General features: G+C 47.8%; 18 protein-coding genes. 3 read left to right on the top strand and 15 right to left on the bottom strand.

Features of this window, described 5'->3' with window-relative positions; all coding sequences use genetic code 11:
• Positions 1 to 21: 21 nt before the first annotated feature.
• The 4 genes from BLV66_RS07965 to BLV66_RS07950 form a co-directional block, all read right to left on the bottom strand.
• A complete protein-coding gene (locus tag BLV66_RS07965) occupies positions 22 to 795 on the bottom strand; it encodes an ABC transporter ATP-binding protein (protein WP_086985595.1) in 774 nt (257 codons plus the stop codon).
• Positions 795 to 1,781, bottom strand: a complete 987-nt coding sequence (locus BLV66_RS07960) for a branched-chain amino acid ABC transporter permease (protein WP_086986017.1) — start codon at positions 1,779 to 1,781, stop codon at positions 795 to 797. Before BLV66_RS07960 ends, BLV66_RS07965 begins: the two co-directional genes overlap by 1 nt.
• 9 nt (positions 1,782 to 1,790) lie before the next feature.
• Positions 1,791 to 2,669: a branched-chain amino acid ABC transporter permease gene (locus BLV66_RS07955; RefSeq protein ID WP_086985594.1), complete on the bottom strand. Its 879-nt coding sequence runs from the start codon at positions 2,667 to 2,669 to the stop codon at positions 1,791 to 1,793.
• A 225-nt stretch (positions 2,670 to 2,894) separates the two neighbouring features.
• On the bottom strand, positions 2,895 to 4,040 hold the full coding sequence (locus BLV66_RS07950) for an ABC transporter substrate-binding protein (protein ID WP_086985593.1): 1,146 nt from the start codon (positions 4,038 to 4,040) through the stop codon (positions 2,895 to 2,897).
• 404 nt (positions 4,041 to 4,444) lie between these two features.
• On the opposite strand from BLV66_RS07950, the gene BLV66_RS07945 reads away from it, so the two are divergent.
• Positions 4,445 to 4,951, top strand: coding sequence for an FUSC family protein (locus tag BLV66_RS07945; protein ID WP_086985592.1), 507 nt, complete (start codon positions 4,445 to 4,447; stop codon positions 4,949 to 4,951).
• Positions 4,952 to 5,013: 62 nt separating this feature from the next.
• Here the strand turns inward: BLV66_RS07945 and BLV66_RS07940 are convergent, their stop codons facing one another.
• The 3 genes from BLV66_RS07940 to BLV66_RS07930 all read right to left on the bottom strand — a co-directional run bounded on the left by BLV66_RS07940 (position 5,014) and on the right by BLV66_RS07930 (position 10,297).
• Positions 5,014 to 8,835 carry an ABC transporter permease gene (locus BLV66_RS07940; RefSeq protein ID WP_086985591.1) on the bottom strand — a complete coding sequence of 1,274 codons (3,822 nt, stop codon included), beginning with the start codon at positions 8,833 to 8,835 and terminating at the stop codon, positions 5,014 to 5,016.
• Between the two features lie 9 nt (positions 8,836 to 8,844).
• Positions 8,845 to 9,546 (bottom strand): ABC transporter ATP-binding protein, encoded by a 702-nt coding sequence (locus tag BLV66_RS07935; protein ID WP_086985590.1) that lies wholly within the window; start codon positions 9,544 to 9,546, stop codon positions 8,845 to 8,847.
• A gap of 223 nt (positions 9,547 to 9,769) precedes the next feature.
• Positions 9,770 to 10,297 (bottom strand): nitroreductase family protein, encoded by a 528-nt coding sequence (locus BLV66_RS07930; RefSeq protein ID WP_176974181.1) that lies wholly within the window; start codon positions 10,295 to 10,297, stop codon positions 9,770 to 9,772.
• Positions 10,298 to 10,651: 354 nt separating this feature from the next.
• On the opposite strand from BLV66_RS07930, the gene BLV66_RS07925 reads away from it, so the two are divergent.
• Positions 10,652 to 11,917: a BaiN/RdsA family NAD(P)/FAD-dependent oxidoreductase gene (locus BLV66_RS07925; RefSeq protein ID WP_086985588.1), complete on the top strand. Its 1,266-nt coding sequence runs from the start codon at positions 10,652 to 10,654 to the stop codon at positions 11,915 to 11,917.
• An 89-nt stretch (positions 11,918 to 12,006) separates the two neighbouring features.
• Here BLV66_RS07925 and BLV66_RS07920 read toward each other — a convergent pair whose 3' ends face one another.
• Both BLV66_RS07920 and BLV66_RS07915 read right to left on the bottom strand, forming a co-directional pair.
• Positions 12,007 to 13,191: a class I SAM-dependent rRNA methyltransferase gene (locus tag BLV66_RS07920; RefSeq protein WP_086985587.1), complete on the bottom strand. Its 1,185-nt coding sequence runs from the start codon at positions 13,189 to 13,191 to the stop codon at positions 12,007 to 12,009.
• Positions 13,188 to 13,841, bottom strand: coding sequence for a VanZ family protein (locus tag BLV66_RS07915; protein ID WP_086985586.1), 654 nt, complete (start codon positions 13,839 to 13,841; stop codon positions 13,188 to 13,190). The genes BLV66_RS07920 and BLV66_RS07915 overlap by 4 nt, the downstream gene beginning before the upstream one ends.
• A 262-nt stretch (positions 13,842 to 14,103) precedes the next feature.
• Here BLV66_RS07915 and BLV66_RS07910 point away from each other — a divergent pair, with 262 nt between their 5' ends.
• On the top strand, positions 14,104 to 16,281 hold the full coding sequence (locus BLV66_RS07910) for an LTA synthase family protein (RefSeq protein WP_086985585.1): 2,178 nt from the start codon (positions 14,104 to 14,106) through the stop codon (positions 16,279 to 16,281).
• A 42-nt stretch (positions 16,282 to 16,323) separates the two neighbouring features.
• Here the strand turns inward: BLV66_RS07910 and BLV66_RS07905 are convergent, their stop codons facing one another.
• From BLV66_RS07905 to rapZ, 6 genes are all read right to left on the bottom strand, one after another.
• Positions 16,324 to 17,745, bottom strand: coding sequence for an ATP-binding protein (locus BLV66_RS07905; RefSeq protein WP_086985584.1), 1,422 nt, complete (start codon positions 17,743 to 17,745; stop codon positions 16,324 to 16,326).
• Complete coding sequence (locus tag BLV66_RS07900; protein ID WP_086986016.1) at positions 17,742 to 18,455, bottom strand: response regulator transcription factor; 714 nt, start codon at positions 18,453 to 18,455, stop codon at positions 17,742 to 17,744. Before BLV66_RS07900 ends, BLV66_RS07905 begins: the two co-directional genes overlap by 4 nt.
• Before the next feature lie 163 nt (positions 18,456 to 18,618).
• Complete coding sequence (locus tag BLV66_RS07895; RefSeq protein WP_068560913.1) at positions 18,619 to 18,954, bottom strand: single-stranded DNA-binding protein; 336 nt, start codon at positions 18,952 to 18,954, stop codon at positions 18,619 to 18,621.
• Between the two features lie 120 nt (positions 18,955 to 19,074).
• Complete coding sequence (gene whiA, locus BLV66_RS07890; RefSeq protein WP_086985583.1) at positions 19,075 to 20,016, bottom strand: DNA-binding protein WhiA; 942 nt, start codon at positions 20,014 to 20,016, stop codon at positions 19,075 to 19,077.
• 42 nt (positions 20,017 to 20,058) lie between these two features.
• A complete protein-coding gene (mgfK, locus tag BLV66_RS07885; RefSeq protein WP_086985582.1) occupies positions 20,059 to 21,057 on the bottom strand; it encodes a gluconeogenesis morphogenetic factor MgfK in 999 nt (332 codons plus the stop codon).
• Complete coding sequence (gene rapZ / locus BLV66_RS07880; RefSeq protein ID WP_086985581.1) at positions 21,054 to 21,944, bottom strand: RNase adapter RapZ; 891 nt, start codon at positions 21,942 to 21,944, stop codon at positions 21,054 to 21,056. The genes mgfK and rapZ overlap by 4 nt, the downstream gene beginning before the upstream one ends.
• Positions 21,945 to 22,044: the final 100 nt, after the last annotated feature.

Genomic DNA, 22,044 nt, shown 5'->3' with positions numbered 1-22,044 from the left:
AGATTTTTTACTTTCAGCACGTTAGTCGCCTCCTAGATAAGCCTTTATTACGGCTGGATTTTTTTGGATTTCTTCCGGCGTTCCTTTGGCAAGTAAACGGCCATATTCCAACACATAGATTCTTTCGCACACGTTCATGACCAAGGACATATCATGCTCAATCAAAACGACGGTGATTTTGAAATCCTTCTGTATTTTACGGATCAATGCGGTCAATTCCGCAGTCTCCTGCGGATTCATACCGGCTGCAGGCTCGTCAAGGAAGAGGATTTTCGGATTCGTCGCCAAAGCACGGACAATCTCCAAACGACGCTGCTCGCCGTAAGGAAGATTTTTCGCTAGAACATCGTATTTCTTTTCCAATTCGAAAATGGCCAACAATTCCAAAGCTTTTTCACGCATTTCGGCTTCCTTGCGGTAATAGGTCGGCGTGCGCAGCAAACTGTGGAAAGTATTCTCACCCATAGTGCTGTGCATCGCGATCAAGACATTATCGATAACCGTCAGTTCCTTGAAGAGACGGATATTCTGGAAGGTACGCGCTAAGCCGAGGTCCGTAATTTTGTAAGGCGCTTTTCCGTTCAATAACACTTTTTTGTTGTCGATTTCCAATTCAATCGTGCCTTCTGTCGGAACGTAAACACCGGTCAGCAAATTGAAGAAGGTCGTTTTACCTGCACCATTGGGACCGATCAGACCAACCAATTCATTTTCTTCGATCGTAAAATCGACATTGGATACCGCGGCCAAACCGCCGAAGTTTTTGGTCAATTCCTTTACTTCTAATAGGCTCATTATTGGACCTCCTTCTTAGCAGAATCTTTTTTCCCAAAGCGCTTCATTAAACTTGACATCGTAAATTCACGATTGCCCAATAATCCGCCTGGACGGAATACCATGATGGCGATGATGGCCAGAGCGTAGAAAATCATCCGTAGCTCTCCGAATGATTGCAGATATGTGTTCAGGACACCCAACACAACTGCTGCAACGATTGTTCCCGTTACACTGCCGATACCGCCGAACACGACGATGATCAGCACGTCGATTGATTTTTGAAAAGTGAAATCGCTCGGATTGATTACGCTGAAATAAGTGCCGTACATGGAACCTGCGATGCTAGCAGTCGCTGCCCCGATCATAAAGGCAATAACTTTGTAGGTCGTTGCATTGACACCCATCGACTCAGCAGCAATCTCATCTTCGCGGATGGCGATGGTTGCACGACCAGGGCTGCTGTTGATGTAGTTGACGGTAAGGATGGTCGTTACAACCAGAATCACGAACAAGATCATGATGAAACCAGTATTCGATTCGAAAGGGAATGAAATACCGCTGATTCCGCGGGCGCCATTAGTCAATTCACCCATGTTCAGAATCAGGATACGGATGATTTCCGCCACACCCAATGTCGCAATTGCCAAGTAGTCGCCTTTCAGACGGAGCGTCGGTATACCGACGATCAAGGCCACGATGATGGAGATGATCATACCCACGACCAAGCCGACAAAGAAGCCTGCCAAGCCTTCCATCATATCGCCGATGATGGCGCCACTGTAGGCACCGATCGCCATGAAACCAGCATGTCCCAGAGAGAACTGACCGGAAAATCCGATGACCAGATTCAATCCGATCGCCAGGATGATGTTGATCATGATGGTCACTAAAGTGATTTGGTAGAAAGGAGAAATCATGTTTGTGCTGACGCCGATGAACAGTACGAGAGCCATCACAGCGATAAGAATGAGCCAACCTAGATTTGTTTTATTGAATTGTTTCATTTTTATCACCTACACTTTCTCTTTTGTATTTTTCCCGAAGATTCCGGAAGGTTTAACGATCAGGATGATGATCAGGATCAAGTAAACAACCGCATCTTTGAACATCGATCCGCCATAAGCGCTGACCAATGTCTCGATGATCCCGATTGCATATCCGCCGACCATTGCTCCAGGAATAATGCCGATCCCGCCGAATACTGCCGCAACGAAAGCTTTCAGACCTGGTGTTACACCCATCAATGGCGAAATCGAATTATAATAGATACCGACCAATACCCCTGCCGCTCCGGCTAACGAAGAGCCCAGGACGAACGTAAAGGAAATGACGTTATCCACATTGATCCCCATCAATTGTGCTGCTTCAGGATCGGTACTGACTGCCCGCATGGCTTTCCCCATCTTTGTGTACTTTACGATGACCTGCAGAGCGATCATCAGAATGACCGTCGTCAGGAAAATCAGGATCTGTTGCGAGTTGATGGTCACGCCGCCGAACGTCCAATTCCGGACTACCAAAGCTGTCGGGAAGGCCTTCACTTCAGGCCCCATTATATAGATCATGACATTTTGCAATAAATAAGAAACCCCGATGGCTGTAATCAGCGTCGCTACCCTTGTTGCTCCCCGTAATGGTTTGTAGGCGACCTTCTCGATAACCACCCCTAAAATGGCACAAAAAATCATTGAAATCAGAATGGATGGGAATAGGCCAAGGCCAACGTTTTGGATCAAAGCATATCCAAGGTACGCACCCACCATATAAATGTCCCCGTGGGCAAAGTTAATCAATTTGATGACACCGTATACCATGGTGTACCCTAGCGCAATCAAAGCGTAGATACTTCCCAAGGATATACCATTTATCAGCTGTTGAACTAAATTTTCCATTTTACACCTCTCTTTTCTTCTGCTGCACAGAAATCTTTCTTTCATTATACTGTATTGTTCGCCTATAGTTTACTATTATTCACATACGATGAGGGATTCCTTAATGGCGAGATTAAACATAAAGAAAGGTGCTAAGCAAATTCTGCCAGCACCTCATTGTGTTACTTTAGAATCAAACGGTCTATTCAGGTTTCAATGCCGCAATTTTTGTGCGCCAGACTATTTTTATTTAGCTGGTTCCACAACAGAGTTGCCGACTTCTACACCATCTTGTAATTCAATAACGAAAGCGGATTTAATTGGGTTGTGGTTCTCGTCAAATGAGAATGTTCCCGTTACACCTTCGAAATCTTCAGTTGCCGCTAAAGCATCTGTGACTGCTTGAGGATCTGTGCTGTCAGCAGTCGTGATTGCATCGAATACTAATTGCGCAGCATCGTAAGCCAAAGCTGCGAATGAATCTGCAGGTTTGCCGTACTCTGCTTCAAAAGCAGCCAAGAATTCTTGTACTTTAGGATCTTCACTGTTCGGAGTGAAGTGGCTAGCGTAGAATACATTATCGACATTGTCGGCACCAGCCAATTCAACCAATGTTGAGTTAGCGAAGCCATCTGGTCCAAGGATTGGTTGCATAATACCCATTTCGCGGGCTTGCTTGATGATCAGTCCGCCTTCTTCATAGTACCCAGGCAAGAAGATGACATCATAATCCATTTTCGCAATGTTCGTTAAGATTGCTTTGAAGTCTGTATCGCCGGCTGTAAAGTTTTCTTCAGCAACGATGTCTCCAGTGAAAGTTTCTTTGAACGCATCTGCCAAGCCAATTGCATAGTCAGTAGAGTTATCCACTAAGATGACAGCTTTTGTAGCTTGCAGATCTGTTTGAGCGAACTCTGCCAAGGCTTTACCTTGGAAGGAATCCTGGAAACATACACGGAAAACGTATTCCAAGACGGAATCGCCATCCATTGTTACGCTATCGCCTGTAGCAGCAGGAAGGATCGCTGGTACTTTTGCTCTTGTAACTGCTGGAGATTGTGCGTTTGCAGCACCCGTTGTAGCGGGTCCTAAGATTGCGACAACATTGTCTTCGGTAGCTAAACGAGTTGCAACCGATGTAGATTCTGAAGGCTCAGATTTATTGTCATAAGATACGTATTCAATCTCTTTGCCCAATAAACCATCTGCAGCGTTCTGTTCTGCAACTGCCATTTTGATTCCTTCGTCCATCAGCGTGCCGTATGCACTCGCACCGCCAGATAATTCAAAGTTACCACCTAATTTGATTGTGTCGCTCTCTTCTGTCGCGCCATTGCCGCATGCTGCAAGTACGAATACAGATGCCAAGCCCATCAATAATTTCTTTTTCATCTAAATAATCCTCCCCATCTCACTATATGTTAATAATTAGTTGCAAATCCAAAGAAAAGGCCCTCATCCTTCTCCTTAAAATTTAATGTCATTAGTATAGAATATTCTGACAATTTAAGCAACCCAATTTTGGCCTTTTTTGGCAAAAAGCGAATGTTCTTTTTTTACCCTACCTGAAAACGGCGCCGTTGCAGCAAATCCAATAAAAGGATTGGCCTCGAAAAGGACATTTTTCGTCCAAGAACAACCACTCTTTTTCTCTCATTTTCTGCAAAGTCACTCTGAACAATACCGCAAATGTGAGTGTATTATTTGCACAATAATACGAAAATGACTTGATAAAAATTCAAAAATGCTTATGATTGAGTTATTATTTCATTTCGAGAGGAAGTGCAGTACTTACTATGTTCCATTTGGATAAGGAGAAGTTCCGCGTAGGCATGCGCACGACCAAATCCGGCGTTGCTGTCGGTTTGTGTGTCCTGCTGTTCAAACTGTTGGACCGAGGTTCTCCTATGCTGGCCGGATTGGCTTCTGTCTTTGCTTTGCGTGAAGATTGCTCGCAGTCACTCCATCATGGCATCCGTCGTGTCGGAGGTAATTCTGTCGCCGGTATCCTCGGGGTCACCTTAATTGCGATCAAAGATTTTCTGGGACTGGATTTTTCTGTGGATTTCTTCGGTACGATCATCGCCGTCATCATTCTGATTACGGTCTGCAATGTCCTGGACATGTCGACGGCTATCGTCGGCGCGACCGCGACCTTCCTTGTCGTCTTCTACAATATTGATGATACCGAAAAGATCAGCTACGCCATCCAAAGGGTACTGGATACCGTCATCGGTACTTCCATCGCCATTGGGGTCAACTACTTGCTGCCAAACGCGCCCCAAACACCATCCGAAAACTGAATATCTGCGGAATAAAACGCGCAAGCTGCCATCGGTTGGCCGCTTGCGCGTTTTTTATTTTCTTATTCGACTGACTTGAGCGCTTCGATCATGTCCACTTGTTTGAGTTTGCGGTGCATGATCAGCATGACGACACTTGAGAACAATAACGACAGCAGACCTGAATACAGGTAGCTGATTGGCATGATTGTCGGCGGGAACATCATGAAGTCGATTTCGACCATTTTGAGAACGACTGTGCTCAAAATTTTCCCGAGAATGAAACCTGAAAAAATACCCAAAAACGTTAAAATCAAGGACTCTCGGTAGATATACATGCTAACTTCCACATCATAGAAACCCAAAACTTTGATGGTCGACAATTCTCTGATCCGCTCAGAAACGTTGATGTTCGTCAGGCTGTACAGAACAACGAAAGCTAATGCTGCCGCTGACACGATTAATACCAGTGTGACGATGTCCAGACTCCCCAAGGTTTCAGCGAAGCTGCGGTCAACGGAATTAATGAACGTCACCAGCGCCACTGACTGTTCTCCCATCGCTTCGGATCCGAAGCTCCGTTCCCAACTTTCCGGTTCGTCAAACAGCAAAAGATCGGTTGTCGGTTCCGCGGCTTGGATAAAAATCTCTTCATAAAGTGCTGGCGTCAAGTAAATATAGTGGTTGACGTAGTTCTCGGTGACAGCCTGGATCGGCACCTGATAGGTCTGCATCTCATCATTCCGGATTTCGATGCTATCTCCCGGTCCGACGCCTGCCAAATTCGCCAATTTTTCCGAGATGACGGCACCCTCATCAGTCAACGCGATCGGTTCCTGAGTTGAACGGTCACGCAAACTGACAAAATCCGAGAGATTTTCGGCTTCCAACGGTGAAAAAACCGTGACATTCTGCAGGTTCACACCTTTTTTATCAAGTTTATAGCTCTCCTGGACCACTTTGAGATGGTCCGTTATTTCAGGAGTCGCTGCAATCAGTTCATCATAAGAAGTGATGTCTTCATCGCTTGCTTCTGGGCGTATCGCCGTTATTGCATTGTAGCGCATCACATCGTTGAACTGCGTGTCCGCCAATCCAGAGATGGAATTCTTGATGCCGTATCCGGTCAAAATCAAGGCGGTACAGCCGGCCACCCCCAGTATCGTCATCATATTACGCGCTTTGTAGCGCAGCAAGTTCCGTACCGTTATCTTCGAATTGAAGCTCAGGCGATTCCAAACGAACGTCAGTCGTTCCAAAAGCACACGTTTGCCGTTCTTCGGCGCTTTCGGCCGCATCATTGCAGCCGGATTTTCCCGAAGTGACCTATGCGCAGCCCATGCTGCTGGGCCGATGGTGCAAAGCAGTGCGATAGCTATGGAAATCAGTGCGTAAGACAGGTAATAGGTGATCTTTACGGAAGGCAGACTGTACATGGACCCATAAGCATCAAAGATGACCGCAGGGAAAATATTATACCCGGCGACCAAACCGAGGGATGTCCCCACAATGCAAGCAATCGCTGCATAGATCAAATATTTTTTAGCGATGTCGAAATCGCTGTAGCCAAGACCTTTCAGCGTCCCCATCTGTTGGCGCTGTTCATCCACCATCCGGGCCATCGTCGTGAAGCTCACCAAGGCCGCAATCAGGAAGAAAAACACCGGAAAAATCTCTGCGATGGCCGAAATGCGGTCGGCATTGTCGCGATATTCCTGATAACCAGGATTGCCGGATCGATCCGTCACATAGTAGACAGGTTCGATCAGATCAGCCAAGGCTTGCTTCGCTTCCTCGACCTGCCGTTCCCCATCGGCTATCTCGAGTTCTGCATCTGCCCGCTCAGCTGTGAAGGTGGCCAAACCATTTTGATAGTCTGCTTCTCCCTGCTGGATTTCCTGCCAAGCTTCAGCGAGGGCCTGTTCGCCGCTCGCACGTTGGCTTTCTAACTCGGCCCAGCCGTTGTTGATCTGTGCCTGCCCGTTCTCCAGTTGGGTCAATGCCGACGCCAATTCCAATCTGCCGTTCTCCAATGCTGTCCCTTGTTCGGCGAACTGAGCATCTGCTGCTGCAATTTGGGCTTCGGCATCGGCCATGAATGCCGCAACTTTTTCTTCCAGCAGTTGTTGCTGCTCGAGCAATGCTTCCCCTTTGGCAGCCAACTCGGCTCCGGCTTCCTCCAAGAGGCGCTGTTCTTCCAATAAGGCGGCCTCTTCAGCGGCCCGTTCTGTCTGGAAAGCCGCGGCTGCGGCGGTTAAGGCTTCTTGCCTGCTCGCTAAGGAGGCGCCCTCTTGCTCCAGTTCGCTTTGGCGGCTTGCTAAATCCGCTTCGGCTTGAACCAGAGCTGCCTGCTCCGCATCCAATGTTGCCTGTTGATCGGCCACAGCCGCTAAGCGCTCCGCCACGCTCGGATCCGTTTCCGGATCTAAAGCTGCCAAGGCTTCCTTTTCTGCATCGATGGCTGCTTGCCTTGCGGAGAACTCCGCTTGCTTGGTCGCCTTTTCCGTTTGGAAGGCTGTCATATCAGCGGTGAAGATAGTGAGTTCGTTCTGATAAGCAGCCCCATCCGTCTCCAGACTCGTCTGCTCGGCCAGCAACCCTTCGCCTTTTGTCGCTAAGGCGGTGGCCCGTTCCTGCAGCTCCATACCTTTTGCTTCCAGTGAGGCTTGGGTCGCTTCAACTTCGGCTTGCCCATCCAGTAAAGATTGCGCCAGATCAGCTATTTCGCGGCCTTCCGGTGTATCGGGCAGGTTTGCCAACAACACATCCAATGAGGCATCAGAACCGGTTTGCCCTTGCAGAGAGTCTTTCTGCGCTTCCCAGGCTGCTTTAGCCTCATCGTAGAGCGCTTTGTTTTCGAGATAGGTAGAAAAGCCTGCGCGGTATTCGGCCATGCCCGCATCGATTTCGGCTTGGCTGGCGGCTAAGGTGTCCTCCGCTTTTGCAATCTCATCCAGAAACAACTGGAGGTTTTCTTCATAGACCGCTGTGCCGTCATCCAATTGTTTCCGCGCATCCTGAAGTTCCTGCTCGGCTTCCGCAAGTTTGTCTTTCCCTTCCTGCAGTTCATCTTCCGCATCTTTGATCTTCCGCTGTCCCTCTGCACGGATTTCATTGATGCGCTCCAATGGTCTCCCGTTCAAGGCGAGCTCCACTTCATCGGCCAGGCTGTCCACCTGATCATCATAGCTGTCCGTGTAGCCGGTTTCCGCCGCATCGGGAGCGATCGTCAGGTAAGCCTCCGTGTAGATGCTGCCGAGCATGTCCGAAGCAGCCACGACAACGAAAGCATCCAAGCTACCTTTCCCGACGTTCGTAGAGCCACGCATCATCGTTTCGATGTACATCGGCGAGTCGACAAAACCGACGATTCTGTATTCCTGTTCCTTCAAGGAGATGCGTTTTTCCTTTTCCTCCTCGGTGAGCCCTTCTTCGGACTCGTGCCGGAAGGTGACGCTATCCCCGATCTGATAGGTGTCCATCAGATTCTGTTTCGCATCCAAGGCGATTTCCCCGCTTGTCTCCGGCAGCCTCCCATCGACGACTGCATATTCATTGACCGGATCCGCACCGCTTTGCAACGGGAAGACTTTTACGAGGAAGTCACTTCCTTCCATTTCGATATCCACTGTGCGCATCGGATGGACAGCCAGATCGGCCGTTTCCGCCAAAATGGCGATGTCCGCTTCTTCCAATCCGTAGGTGGACAACACCTTCAGGTCATACAGGTTGTTATCTTCATAATAGCGGTTGGCTGTGTCCAGCATATCCGGACCTGCCGCTTTGATACCGGCAAAGAAGGCCACACCCAACGTGATGATGGCCAATAACGCGAGGAAGCGCGCCTTACTTTTGCCTATTTCTACCCAAATATCTTTCCAGAGCGCCTTCTTCTTCATCGTCATCTCACCCTCCTACCATTCGATTTCCGAGACTGGTTTGGGATTCGGATTTTCATGGACTGCCCTTACTTTGGCATTGTTGATTTCGATGATCCGGTTCGCCATGGCTGCGATGGCTTGGTTGTGCGTGATGACGATGACGGTCGTTCCGGTATCGAGGCACGTATCCTGCAGCAACTTGAGCACTTGTTTGCCCGTTTCATAATCCAGTGCCCCTGTCGGCTCGTCGCAAAGCAACAGCTTGGGCTGCTTCGCCAAAGCACGAGCGATGGCGACGCGCTGTTGCTCGCCTCCGGAGAGTTGCGCCGGAAAGTTATCCATGCGCTCGCTCAAACCTACCTCACGCATGACTTCGGCAGCGTCGCGGGCATGGGGCGATATTTGCGAGGCAAGCTCCACATTCTCCTTCGCGGTCAGGTTAGGCACCAGGTTGTAGAATTGGAAGACAAAACCGACATCACGCCTTCTGTAGGTCGTCAAGGCTTTTGAAGTGAACTGAGAGATGTCCACCCCATCGATGCTGATGTGGCCTTCATCGGCATCGTCCATCCCTCCGAGAATATTCAGAACGGTGGATTTCCCGGCTCCACTGGGCCCTAGTATCACTACAAACTCTCCTTCATTGATGTCGAAGCTGATCTTGTCGTTGGCAGTGATCCGTGTCTCGCCCATCTGATAGAATTTGCTGACATTCTTTAAGGAAATGTACGCCATTATGTATCCCTTCATTTCTTGATTGATTTGAATTCTGAAGCTTTCCGGAAAAATTATCCGCAATATACTTACCTATTGTAATAGTAAAATCTTATCCAAACTGGCGCAGAAATGCAATTGGTTCCTTCCTGCTGTATTTTTCCAATCACAAATCAGTATGCAAAAAACGACCTGGGAAACCTGAATGTTTCTCCTAAGGTCGTTTTTCATTTTCTGAATCGTCCTATTCGACGATGTTGCTGGCGATTTTTTCCAATGTGCGCGGTCTGTCATGTAGATAGCCGTGCGGATAGCCCGCCACCATCCCGGCGACAGGCGTGAAGCCTTCCGGAATCCCCATTTTTTCGCGTATTCCTTCAGAGTTGAGTGTGCCGTCAATGATGACTCCCATCACGAAACAACTGCCCAATAGTTCCGCCGTTGCCTGCAAGTGCATATTTTCTACGATTGCGGCTGCACTGGCGATGCTTCCTTGTTTAGCCGGTTCCTTGGCGGAAACAACAAAAAAGGCAGGTGCTCCGTACAATGGATCTCTGTCAGCGTTGCCGGTCACTTCCTTTGCCGCGGATGTAATCGCTGCCAAAATTTCTGAATTTTTTATAACCGTGATATGGTAATCCTCAAAGCGACCGCGGCTGATTGGTGCATTTTGGCCAGCTTGCAGTATAATTTCGATTTGTCCTCGGGATAGCCCGAACGTTTGGAAGCTGCGTGTTGTTTGTCTCGTGTGCATTACTTTCATAAAATCCATTCCATTTCCCTCACTTCTAACAAAATAACTGTACTCTATGGCTATTATACCCCTTCGGGCACAAAAAATGAACGGAAATCGAGGCCAGCAGAAAAAAACATTCTGCATGATTGCTGCTTAGCTGTTCAGCAATCAAAGCCCCGTTTCCGTCCATGAGGGAGGAGTTCTTCTGCGGGTACAGAAGAGGAAAAAGAAACTATTATCTTTGGGTATGGATATAGTATAGCCGCGATCTTTGAATATTTAATGAAGGAAAGCATCCTTTTTCGTGACCATCCAGGGAAGAAAGCCGTTTTCAGATGAACATATCTGTGATAAAGTAAGTGCAGCAAAAGAACGGAGAAAATACATAATATGAAAACACGCATCATTATTGTCGGTGGAGGTTCGAGCGGTCTGATGGCGGCTTGCACCGCTGCCGAAGCGGGGGCTGAAGTGACCCTCCTCGAACAAAATCCAAGTTTAGGGAAAAAATTGCTTCTGACAGGCGGCGGACGCTGCAACGTCACCAACAATCGTCCCGAAGAGGAAATCATCCGGCACATTCCCGGTAACGGAAAATTCCTGCACAGCAGCTTTACCCAATTCAGTCAATATGACATCATGACCTTCTTCATCGAACGCGGCGTCGCCCTGAAGGAAGAGGATCACGGCCGGATGTTCCCTGTCACGGACAAAGCCAGAACTATCCTGGAAGCATTCATCGAGGAATTGAAACGGCTGCAGGTCCAGATCCGGACCAACATAAAAGTCGAGCGCATCCTGATCGAAAACGGGCAGGTGACCGGTGTCCTTTTGGAAGATGGCGAGATTCTCCCGGCCGATCGGATTATCCTGGCAACCGGAGGGAAAGCACTGCCGCGCACAGGATCCAAAGGCGATGGCTATAAGTTCGCTAAGGCCGCTGGACACACCATCACGGAACTTTACCCGACCGAAGCACCGATCACATCCGATGCGGACTTCATCCGTTCAAGCGAACTGAAGGGACTTTCCTTACGCAACATTGCCCTCAGCATAAAAAATAAAAAAGGCAAAACAGTCGTGTCCCACCAGATGGACATGATTTTCACCCACTTCGGCGTTTCCGGTCCCGCCGCTTTGCGTTGTTCGATGTTTGTCCACCAGACAATGAAGCGCGATAAAACCGAGACCGTCAAGATGTCCTTGGATGTCCTGCCGGAACTTTCATTGGGTGCCGCCGAGCAACAGTTGCAAAAGCTTATCAAGGACCAACCAGAAAAGAGCGTCAAAAACGGTTGGAAAGATCTGATGCCGGAGCGATACCTACTTTTCGGCTGCAGCCAAGCCTCTATCGACCCACAGAAATCCCTGAAGGAATTGACGCCGAAGGAAATCAAAGCTTTCGCCGACTTCTGCAAAAATTTCTCCTTCGAAGTGAACGGCACGCATCCATTGGATAAGGCCTTCGTCACCGGCGGGGGCGTTTCCACGAAGGAAATCAATCCGAAAACGATGGAAAGTAAACTGACGCTGGGACTTTATTTTTGCGGCGAACTGATCGACTACAATGGCTACACCGGCGGCTACAACATCACCGGCGCCTTCGTTACAGGGCACACTGCCGGGCAGCATGCTGCTGCTGAACGGGACGAATAAAAACGTCCATTGCGAAAAGAGAACGGAGCCACCTCATTTTAGAGGCAGTTCCGTTCTCTTTTTTCATTTGATTTTTGAGTAGCCTGGGCCTATCTCGCCAGTTTTTTGATGATGAAGACTTTCAGGTAATCACTGGTCTTGCTGCCTGCCGGAACAGCGAAATCGCTCGGCAGATGGAATGTTTCCAGGATACGGTAGTCACAATGGCTGTTCTTGAAGGCTTGGTCGATGTCCTGTTTGAAATTCTTTTCCTTGTAGTTGGCGGCGTTGGAAGAAACGATCAGCGTGCCATCCGGTGCGGTGATCTGGATCAGCTCCTCCAACAACTGGGTGTAATCCTTTGTGACCGAAAAAGTCCGCTTTTTGGTGCGGGCAAAGCTCGGCGGATCGATGATGGTCACGTCATACTGCAATTCCTTGCGGATGGCATAGCGGATGAAATCGAAGACATCCATGACATAAATCTTTTGCGCCTCGCCATCCAGGTTGTTGACGGCGAATTGTTCTTTGGTCCGTTCCAACGAACGGTTCGCAACATCGACACTTGTTGTTTCGATTGCTCCGCCCATAGCTGCAGCAACAGAGAAAGCGCCCGTGTAGCTGAAGGTGTTCAATACCCGTTTGCCTGCCGCATAACGCTCCGTCAGAGCGCCGCGTACGTCGCGCTGATCCAGGAATATGCCCGTCATCAGGCCATCATCCAGATACGTCGCATAGTTGATACCGTTCTCCTTAACGATCAGGGGCGTCGGGGCTGCTTCACCCGTGACGAAGCGGCTGATTACGCCATCCTTCCGTTGGTAACGGAATTTTTCATAGATGCCCTTCGTTTCCGGGAAGACCGCTTGGAAGGCAGCGATGATGGCGGTGTGGTAGCGGAAGATGCCTCCGCTGTACCAGGACACCACCGCAAAGCCTTCATAATGGTCGATGGTGACACCGGGAATGCCGTCACCCTCCGCATTGAAAATCCGATAGGTTGTTGTTTCCGGGTCCGCTTGCAGATCCGTGCGCTTGCGTTTCGCTTTTTCGAACTTGTTTTTGAAGAACGCTTCATTGAAACTATCCGCGTTATCCAACGAAAATACCCAGCCGACGCCTTTGTTCTGTTTGGCCAAATAGGCTCTTGCTACGAATGCCTGGCGGGAATCGACCAGTTCGACCAGTTCGCCCTCATTGAAGCTGAGTTCATTCGGAAAATCCTCGAACTGCAGCAAGGGATTCCCTGCCTTAATTTTTTTTTCACTTATTTGCGTAATGATTATTTTTCTCATTGTTTTCTTCCTTTATAGTCAATTGTCCGTTCTGCACTGCTGTGTTTTTTTGAAGATACCCAGATGCCGTAGCCGATTGCTGCACCCAATGTATTGAAGAAGACATCATCGATATGCGTCACGCCCGTCTGAAAGATGAGCTGGAGAAACTCAATCGTGGCGGAAAAAAGAAAGCCGATCGCCGTCACTTTGAGGAAACTGCATTTTTTCCTGAACAGGTACGGACCCACGAAGCCCAACGGCATAAACCAGACGACGTTCCCCCATGAATTATACCAGGCCGAAAAACCGGAGTCCCCGTAAAAGAGTTTGATCGTATCCACCAGCGGCAGCCAATGGATCGCCGACCAATCGATCTTGTGATACTCGACGGTCCAGAATGTCTCCTCGTTGCGGAAAACCGTCAGTTGAAGCAGCAGCACGATGTAGAATAACAGAGCATGCAGCAAGCCTTCCTTATATAAGGGGATTTTTTTGCCCGTCTTGCGGTGTCTGTGCAGCAGATAGGCGGCCCGCAGGACCAGAAAAATCAAATAATACAGTATGGTTTTGTCCACGCTGTTGAAAACTAATTGTATGAGCGGAAAATGATTGACGGATGATTCCAGAGATGCAGCCACCCACTCATACAGCCCTTGTAAAAATATCATAATCTATGCTCACCTTTGTCAGTTTTGTTCCTTTGATCAGATACATTGAAAGACCCATTTTCTCGAAAAATCCTGAAAAAAGCAACCGTTCTTGATAAAAACTTAGGAAAAACTTTACGGCGCTTCGATTGACTATCAAAAGCATTCAGAATATAATGACACTAGCTCATTTTACATAAAATTCACAAACAACACACATTACCCTTAAAAATTCACATGAAATTTACATGTGTTCCACAAGATATCATAGGAGGTCTCTTTTTTGAAACAAAAATTAACTGAACAGTTGCAGACGCGATTCGGGTTTTTCCTGTTCGCCGTCGTCCTTTTCTGGCTGAAGACCTATTTCGCTTACCACACAGCGTTCTCTTTAGGCGTAGACGGCTGGTTCCAGCAGCTGATTCTTTTTATCAACCCGATTGCAACGACTTTATTGATTCTGGGGATTTCCCTCTTTGTAAAGAATCCTAAAAAAGGTTACCGCAGTCTTATCGCCCTGTATTTTTTCAATTCATTTTTGCTGTTCGCCAATGTCGTCTATTATCGGGAATTCACGGATTTCTTGACGCTTAAGACCATTTTCGGTTCAGCCAACGCAACCAAAAACTTGGGTTCGGGCGTTATCGCCATGATGCAGCCGATCGACCTGTTCTATTGGATCGATGCTTTCGTCCTCGTCTACGTCTATAAGAAATTCGTCAGCAAAAACCGCGAAGAACGTATCTTCAAGAAAAGATGGGCATTTGCGACAGTTGCAGCCTCGATTGCGATTTTCGCCGCTAACCTGGGTCTGGCTGAAATCAGCCGACCGCAATTGTTGACCAGAACATTTGACCGCAACTATATCGTCAAATACTTGGGAATCAATGTCTACACCCTTTATGACGGAATCAAGACAGCCCAAGCCAACCAAGTGCGCGCAAGCGCGGACAGCTCGGATATGGCTAGCGTCCTTGATTATCTGGGTGAACATTACGCCGAACCAAATCAAACATACTTCGGACAAGCGCAAGGCAAAAACGTCGTCTACATCCATCTGGAAAGTATGCAACAGTTCCTGATCGATTTGTCGCTTACGGATGAAACAGGCACAACTGCAGAAGTGACGCCGTTCTTGAACAGCTTATATCACAGCAACGATTCCTACAGTTACAGCAACATTTTCCACCAGACTGGACAAGGAAAAACAAGTGATGCCGAACTTATGCTGGACAATTCACTGTTCGGATTGCCTCAAGGATCAGCCTTCACACAGATTGGTGCGGACAATACATTCCAATCGGCACCGGCCATCTTGAGCGAAACCTTTGGCTACACGTCAGCCGTTTTCCACGGCAATGTCGGCTCTTTCTGGGATCGCGACAATGTCTACAAATCATTTGACTATGATTATTTCTTTGATGCTGACAGCAGTTACACGCTAACGGATGAAAATTCAGTCGAGTACGGTTTGAAGGATAAATTGTTCTTCCAGGAATCGGCTCAATACTTGGAACAATTGCCGCAGCCTTTCTACGCGAAATTCATAACTGTATCAAACCACTTCCCGTTCCCTGAAGACGAGATGAACAACACCTTCGCCTTGGATACCGGCGACGAAACGGTGGACGGTTATTTCAATACCGTCCACTATGCCGATGAGGCCTTGGCTGAATTCTTCCAATATATGAAGGATGCAGGACTATATGATAATACGATTTTCGTATTGTATGGCGACCACTTCGGAATTTCCAGCTCACGTAATGAAACGGTCGCGCCGCTCATCGGAGCGAATGCAGACTTGTGGGGTGCCTATGATGACGCCATGATGCAAAAAGTACCGTTCATCATTCACAACCCTGGTTCCGGTACCGGACAGATCAGCGATGTCTATGGCGGCCAGATTGATATCTTGCCTACTGTGATGCATCTACTTGGTGTCGATACCTCAGCCTATGTCCAACTGGGACAGGATCTGTTATCCGCGCAAAATGAAGGAATCGTTGTTTTCCGTAACGGCAGCATCGTAACAAGTGAGTACACTATTTTAGGAAATACTGTTTATCATACCCAAACAGGTACGCTTGCTTATCAGACTGAAGAAGTAATCCAAAAGGTTGCTGAAATCCGAGCCCAAGCTGAACTGCAACTGGCCATCTCCGATCAGATCATCAATGGCGACTTGCTTCGCTTCTATACTCCGGATGGATTCATGCCAGTCGACAAGAGCTTGCACAACTATGTGGATTCTCCAACCGAACTAGAAGAGGACATCGCGGAATTGGGTGCCCTGAACACATCCTTGTACTACACGAACAACGGAGTCTCAAGCGTTCCGCTTTATCAGACGGATGCCCCAGAGTTCCCGGCCAACAAAGCCACTGCTGAAGGAACCGTAACGGAGGAACAACCCACTTCTGAAGAAATCCCAGCAGAACAACAGACAGAAATAGTTGAATAATCAAAAGATCTGCCGGAATTTAAAATTCCGGCAGATCTTTTTTTAACTATTTTTTTCGAGTGCTGTTTTGGTGGGTAATGTTATCGTAAAGGTCGTTCCCTCGCCGGGATTGCTCTCCACGTTGACAGTCCCTTTATGGTTCATCACTAAGGATTGGACAACAGCCAATCCGATTCCCGACTCGCCAAATTTTGTGTTCTTTCTGGAAACATCCACTTTATAGAATCTTTCCCAGATGCTCGTGATATCCTTCTTCTCAATACCGATACCTGTGTCTTTGACCTGGATGACTTGCTGTTCCCCATCCAGAAACGACGACAGGGTGATCGTGCCGTTTTTCGTGAATTGAATAGCGTTCTGGGTTAGGTTTACCATAATCTGGATAAACCGATCATAATCCGCGTAGATTCGGTCAGCAGCATCCACATGCACGACGATCAGGTCATCCTTCGCCTGTGCTTTTGCTCGCATCTGCTCCGCGACATTCTCCAATGCTTCCTTAGCGGAAAATTCTTGCTTCACTAAAACGATCTGATTGGAGCGGATTTTTTCATAGTCCAAGTTTTCGTTCACCAAACGGATCAGCCTTTTGGTTTCTTTCTGCATCAGTTGCATGCTGCGGTCCCGTCGTCCTTCGGGAATCATGTGGTGTTGGATCCCTTCCAGGATGCCATTGATCGTTGTGAGCGGTGTGCGCATCTCATGGGCAACATCCATCATGAATTGACGCCGCAAATTCTCTTGGCGTTCAACTTCTTCGTTGGAGGCTTTCAAAGACCTTGCCATTTGGTTAAAATCCTCCGATAGCTCATCAAATTCATCTTTGTGATGATTCTCTAGCGAGATATCAAAATTTCCTGACGCAATCTCATGTGTGGCTCTCCGCATCCGTTTGATGCGTCTGGTCAGATAGTTGGCGATACCAAGGCTCAATACAATCGCAATGCCCCCGGATGTCAGAACAGCCACAAGCAGGTTGTGCTCAATTTCATTGATTTCGTCCTCGATCCCTTTTACCGGGGAACCTACCGCTATGAAGCCTGTGAAATCAGCCGTAGTCGCATTAAAAAGCGGAAGATAAACCGTCAAGAAGCGTTTTTTCTCATTCAGGAAGCCGCGATCCCGCTCCGTCAAAGAAATCCGTTCCCCTTCTGAGAGCCTCTCAAAATCCTCCGTGCTGATCCCACTCGTATACAGATCGGTTGCTTGCGGATAAACCATATGGTCTTCTGCATCAAAGATGGCAAACGAGACATCCTGGTTGGAAACCAAAGTCGAACCGCTCTCCAATTGCTGGATCGTCATATTCTGATCGATGATCGATTCGGCATACCCGTACAGCTGCGCCTCTTTCTCATCGTAGATATTACTGGTGACATATTGTATGATCAGGATGCCGGTCGTACTGACGGTTATTAGAATCAATGCGAAAAAAGCAAAGATTTGTTTGTAGACGTACTTCATTTTTCCTCTACTCCGCTATCATCGAATTTGTAGCCGACTCCCCAAACCGTTTGGATCACTTGCGGTCCGACCGCTTCTATTTTTTGCCTCAATTTCTTGATGTGGGCATCGATTGTGCGTTCATCCCCATAATAAGGATCTTCCCAAATCCGCGTCAAAAGATGTTCCCTCGAAAACACTTGTTTCGGGTGTTCGGCCAGCAACGCGAATAATTCGAATTCCTTCGGCGTCAAGCTTTCGATCTGTTTCCCGTCAAGGTAGGCTTCGCGCGTGATCGTACTGATTTTGACGTGATCAGTGAGCACATCGAAATCGTCTGCGGCCTGCGCTTGCGCGTGATCGACCTTAGCGCGACGGTGCATCGCCTTGATGCGGGCTATCAGGGTTAGAGGGCTGAACGGTTTCGTGACGTATTCATCCGCACCGATTTCCAGACCGATGACTTGATCGCTTTCCGAATCGCGCGCCGTCAGCATGATGATCGGCACAAACTGGGAGATTTTCCTTATTTCACGGCAGACCTGCATCCCATCCATGCTCGGCAGGTTCAGATCGAGGATGATCATATCCCATTTTTTGTCTGCAGCCGCGAACGCCTCCAGGCCTTCTTTTCCATCATGTTTGAATACAGCTTCCCAGCCTTCATTCTCAAAAAACATCGCCATCATTTCGCAGACGGCTTCATTGTCTTCTATCATCAAAATTTCCATAGCGATTCCCCTTTTCATTTCTTTCATTATATCTTTTTTTCCAATAAGCGGCATCATTTCCCGTCTACGATACCACATACCTTTGAAGTTTCTATGAATAAATAAGGAAATCGCCGTTTTCGAAAGAAAAAGCCCCGAAACCCGGGGCTTTTGTGCGGGAGCATCAGACTGCTTCCTGTTCTCTTTTCGCTTCAACAAAATACAATTCTTCTACGACCAATTCGATAACATAGACGTGCTGCTCCTGCTTATTGACGTAGGAACGCGAAACCAAATGGCCGTTGACACCTATCTGATTCCCTTTGGCGCAATACTGTTCAACCAAATTGGCAGTTGCTCCCCAAAATACGACAGGTATGAAATCGGCCTGCGGTTGGCCTTCATCCGCTTTCCTTAGGCGCTGCACCGCCAGCGTATTGTTGCATACTTGCCTTTCCCCATTCACCTGTTGCACTTGGATGGGCCGCACCAGCCGCCCAATCAATGATACTTGATTCATCCTTTCATTCCTCCTTCATCTTGACTTACTGTCTATAATATCCGCAAAAAAAGAGGCATGATTTTTATCAAAAAAAATAAACCGGAAGACTTTCTCAGTCTTAAGGTTTATTTTCCTGTATCAGCGGATGGCTTTTCCCATCCGCAAAGAATCGGCGTAGTCGTTTATTTTTCGCAAACGGTGATTGATGCCGGATTTGGATATGACTCCGCTCGGTATCATTTCACCAAGTTCTTTCAGGCTGATATCCGGATTCTCCAACCGGATCACGGCGATTTCCTTAAGCTTGTCCGGTAATCTCCCCAACCCTACAGTAGCTTCGATGAATTCGATGTTGGCGATCTGTTTTGCCGCCGCATCGATCGTCTTGTTCATATTCGCGTTTTCGCAATTCACCAAGCGATTGACGGAATTACGCATGTCACGGATGATCCGCACGTCCTCAAACTTCATCATCGCGTTATGGGCACCGATCAATGCCAGAAAATCGGCGATCTTCTCGGCTTCCTTCAGATACGTGATGAATCCGTTGCGGCGCTCGATCGTCCGCGCGTTCAGGTCAAAGTGATTCATCATATCGCAGATGTCCTGGTTGTGGTCCTCATAATTGGAATAGATTTCCAGATGGTAACGGCTCGTTTCCGGGCTGTTCACCGACCCCCCGGCCATAAAGGCCCCGCGCAGATAAGAGCGTTCTTTTTGGTTATTGTTCATGATGTCATCGGAAACTTGCGTCTTGAAGGACAGCCCGTCGAAAATGTTCAGATCACTCAGCAATTCCGTGACACCCTGCTTCAGGCGCACAATATAGACGTTGTTCTTCTTAAGCTTCATTTTGCGGCGCACCAACAATTCGCTTTCGAATGAGTAGTGATCCTTCAAGAGAACGTACATCCGTCTGGCGATTGCCGCATTTTCGGTCTGGACATTCAGGACAAATGACTGATTATAGATACTGACAGATCCGCTCATCCGGATCAACGCAGTCAGTTCGGCTTTCGCATGTTCGCGGTGCACTTCCAATGTTGTTAATTCTTTTTTTACTTCAGATGCAAAAGACATATGTGCCTCCTTTCCGACAGCTTCTTTCTATCAGAAAAAAGGTCAACAGATAGTTTTGATATTGGAAATCAGATTGATCAGTTCCGAAACGACTTTATTGCCGTCATGGTACACGCCGCCGTTCTTCATATCCAGGAAGTCCGCGGAGATGACCCGGCAATTTTCTTCGCGCAGTCCTTTGAAATCGTGGCGGACTTGCAGCAGATATTCTTCATCGGCTTGTTGATTGAGGTATTCATCCGGCACTTTTTCCGTGTTTACCAGGACGGTGTCGATGAATTTCACTTTCAGATGGTCATGCAATACCTTGATATGATCAGCATCAGTGAAGCCCTCTGTTTCGCCCAATTGCGTCATGATGTTGCAGATGTATACTTTCTCGGCTTTGGTCTCGATAACCGCTTGCCCCAGATCACTGATCATCAAGTTAGGCAAAATGCTCGTATACAGGCTCCCCGGTCCGAGGACGACCATATCCGCCTCCATAATGCTTTTGATGACGTGACGGGAAGCTACGGCCTCCCTAGTCTCATCCAACGGTTTGACATACACCCGTTCGATTTTTTTGCGTCCATTTGCTATTTTCGACTCGCCCTTGATGACCGTACCGTCCTTGAACTCTGCGTAAAGCGAGAGCGGTTCGTCAGCTGCGGCGTAAATTTTGCCTTTTACGCCCATCATGACGGACAACAATCGAATGGCATCAAAAATGTTCCCTTTCATTTCAGTCAGGGCCACGATGATCAGGTTTCCGATTGCGTGCCCGGACACGAAGGAATCCTTTGAATCGAAACGGTACTGGAAAATGTCTTTTTCCAATTTCGGCATATCGGAGAGTGCAATCAGGCAGTTGCGGATATCCCCGGGAGGCACAATGTTGACATGGTCGCGAATGATACCGCTGCTGCCGCCATCATCGGCTACCGTGACGATAGCCGTGATATCTGTATTGTGGTTCTTCAATTCTTCAAGAATGACCGGCAAGCCCGTTCCGCCGCCGATAACGACGATTTTCTTCGTTCTGCTCGGATTTTGACTCATGACCGATTCACCGTCTCTTTGCGTTTGTTCCGATCACGGTGGGTTGTGTTCACTTGATAGCCCGCGCTCTTCAATTGAAGGCTGGTGCGTTCCGATAAAGCGACAGAGCGGTGTTGTCCGCCTGTGCAGCCGATGGCGATATTTACGCTGGTTTTGCCTTCTTTTTTGTAGCCAGGAATGATGTATTCTAACAAGTCGATAAATTTTTTGTAAAAAATTTCCGTCTCCGGTTGCTTCATAACATAATCATAGACAGGCTTATCCAGTCCCGTCAACGGGCGCAGTTCATCTACGTAATGAGGATTGGGCAAAAAACGGACATCCATAACGATGTCGGCATCGATCGGTAAGCCATACTTGAACCCGAAAGATACGACTTCGATATGGAAAACATCCTTATCGTCGACTTTGAATGTATCCAGAAGTCGTTCTCTTAATTGGCGCGGCGTTGTTTCGCTTGTGTCGATGACCAACTGCGACCGATTGCGGATATCCTCAAGCAGTTCCCTTTCTTTGTGGATTCCTTCCAGTACGGTTCCGCCCGATTGGGTCAGAGGATGGCTTCTTCTTGTCTCTTTGTATCGGGAAACGAGCACATCGTCCTTCGAATCAAGGAAGATGACTTTGGTTGTGATGAAGGAAGTATTGTCCAAACTGTCTACAGCAGACATGATTTCATCAAAGAATGCACGGGAACGCAAATCGATCACTAAGCAAATCCTGCTTATTTTACCCGATTCCTTTACAAGCTCCCAAAATTTCGGTAATAAACTTGGGGGCATATTATCTATACAGAAATAGCCTAAATCTTCAAATGTCTGTAAGGCCACCGTTTTTCCGGCGCCGCTCATCCCCGTAATGACTACCAATTCGAGAGTGTCTGCCATTATAATTCCTCCTGTCAAAACTGTTTACAGCCATTATAACATACCGGGTGTATCATTTGTTCATTTCTGAATATTTTATCGATTCTTACGTTTTGGCTTG

Source organism: Trichococcus collinsii (assembly GCF_900107505.1).
Taxonomy (GTDB): domain Bacteria; phylum Bacillota; class Bacilli; order Lactobacillales; family Aerococcaceae; genus Trichococcus; species Trichococcus collinsii.
Note: the sequence above shows the minus strand (reverse complement) of the source record. Positions and strands in the feature narration are given on the sequence as shown.

Excerpts from the sequence above, each read along its gene's own strand:
- BLV66_RS07965 (WP_086985595.1), bottom strand. The coding sequence starts at position 795 with ATGAGCCTATTAGAAGTAAAGGAATTGACCAAAAACTTCGGCGGTTTG.
- BLV66_RS07960 (WP_086986017.1), bottom strand. The coding sequence starts at position 1,781 with ATGAAACAATTCAATAAAACAAATCTAGGTTGGCTCATTCTTATCGCT.
- BLV66_RS07955 (WP_086985594.1), bottom strand. The coding sequence starts at position 2,669 with ATGGAAAATTTAGTTCAACAGCTGATAAATGGTATATCCTTGGGAAGT.
- BLV66_RS07950 (WP_086985593.1), bottom strand. The coding sequence starts at position 4,040 with ATGAAAAAGAAATTATTGATGGGCTTGGCATCTGTATTCGTACTTGCA.
- BLV66_RS07945 (WP_086985592.1), top strand. The coding sequence starts at position 4,445 with ATGTTCCATTTGGATAAGGAGAAGTTCCGCGTAGGCATGCGCACGACC.
- BLV66_RS07940 (WP_086985591.1), bottom strand. The coding sequence starts at position 8,835 with ATGACGATGAAGAAGAAGGCGCTCTGGAAAGATATTTGGGTAGAAATA.
- BLV66_RS07935 (WP_086985590.1), bottom strand. The coding sequence starts at position 9,546 with ATGGCGTACATTTCCTTAAAGAATGTCAGCAAATTCTATCAGATGGGC.
- BLV66_RS07930 (WP_176974181.1), bottom strand. The coding sequence starts at position 10,297 with ATGGATTTTATGAAAGTAATGCACACGAGACAAACAACACGCAGCTTC.
- BLV66_RS07925 (WP_086985588.1), top strand. The coding sequence starts at position 10,652 with ATGAAAACACGCATCATTATTGTCGGTGGAGGTTCGAGCGGTCTGATG.
- BLV66_RS07920 (WP_086985587.1), bottom strand. The coding sequence starts at position 13,191 with ATGAGAAAAATAATCATTACGCAAATAAGTGAAAAAAAAATTAAGGCA.
- BLV66_RS07915 (WP_086985586.1), bottom strand. The coding sequence starts at position 13,841 with ATGATATTTTTACAAGGGCTGTATGAGTGGGTGGCTGCATCTCTGGAA.
- BLV66_RS07905 (WP_086985584.1), bottom strand. The coding sequence starts at position 17,745 with ATGAAGTACGTCTACAAACAAATCTTTGCTTTTTTCGCATTGATTCTA.
- BLV66_RS07900 (WP_086986016.1), bottom strand. The coding sequence starts at position 18,455 with ATGGAAATTTTGATGATAGAAGACAATGAAGCCGTCTGCGAAATGATG.
- BLV66_RS07895 (WP_068560913.1), bottom strand. The coding sequence starts at position 18,954 with ATGAATCAAGTATCATTGATTGGGCGGCTGGTGCGGCCCATCCAAGTG.
- whiA (WP_086985583.1), bottom strand. The coding sequence starts at position 20,016 with ATGTCTTTTGCATCTGAAGTAAAAAAAGAATTAACAACATTGGAAGTG.
- mgfK (WP_086985582.1), bottom strand. The coding sequence starts at position 21,057 with ATGAGTCAAAATCCGAGCAGAACGAAGAAAATCGTCGTTATCGGCGGC.
- rapZ (WP_086985581.1), bottom strand. The coding sequence starts at position 21,944 with ATGGCAGACACTCTCGAATTGGTAGTCATTACGGGGATGAGCGGCGCC.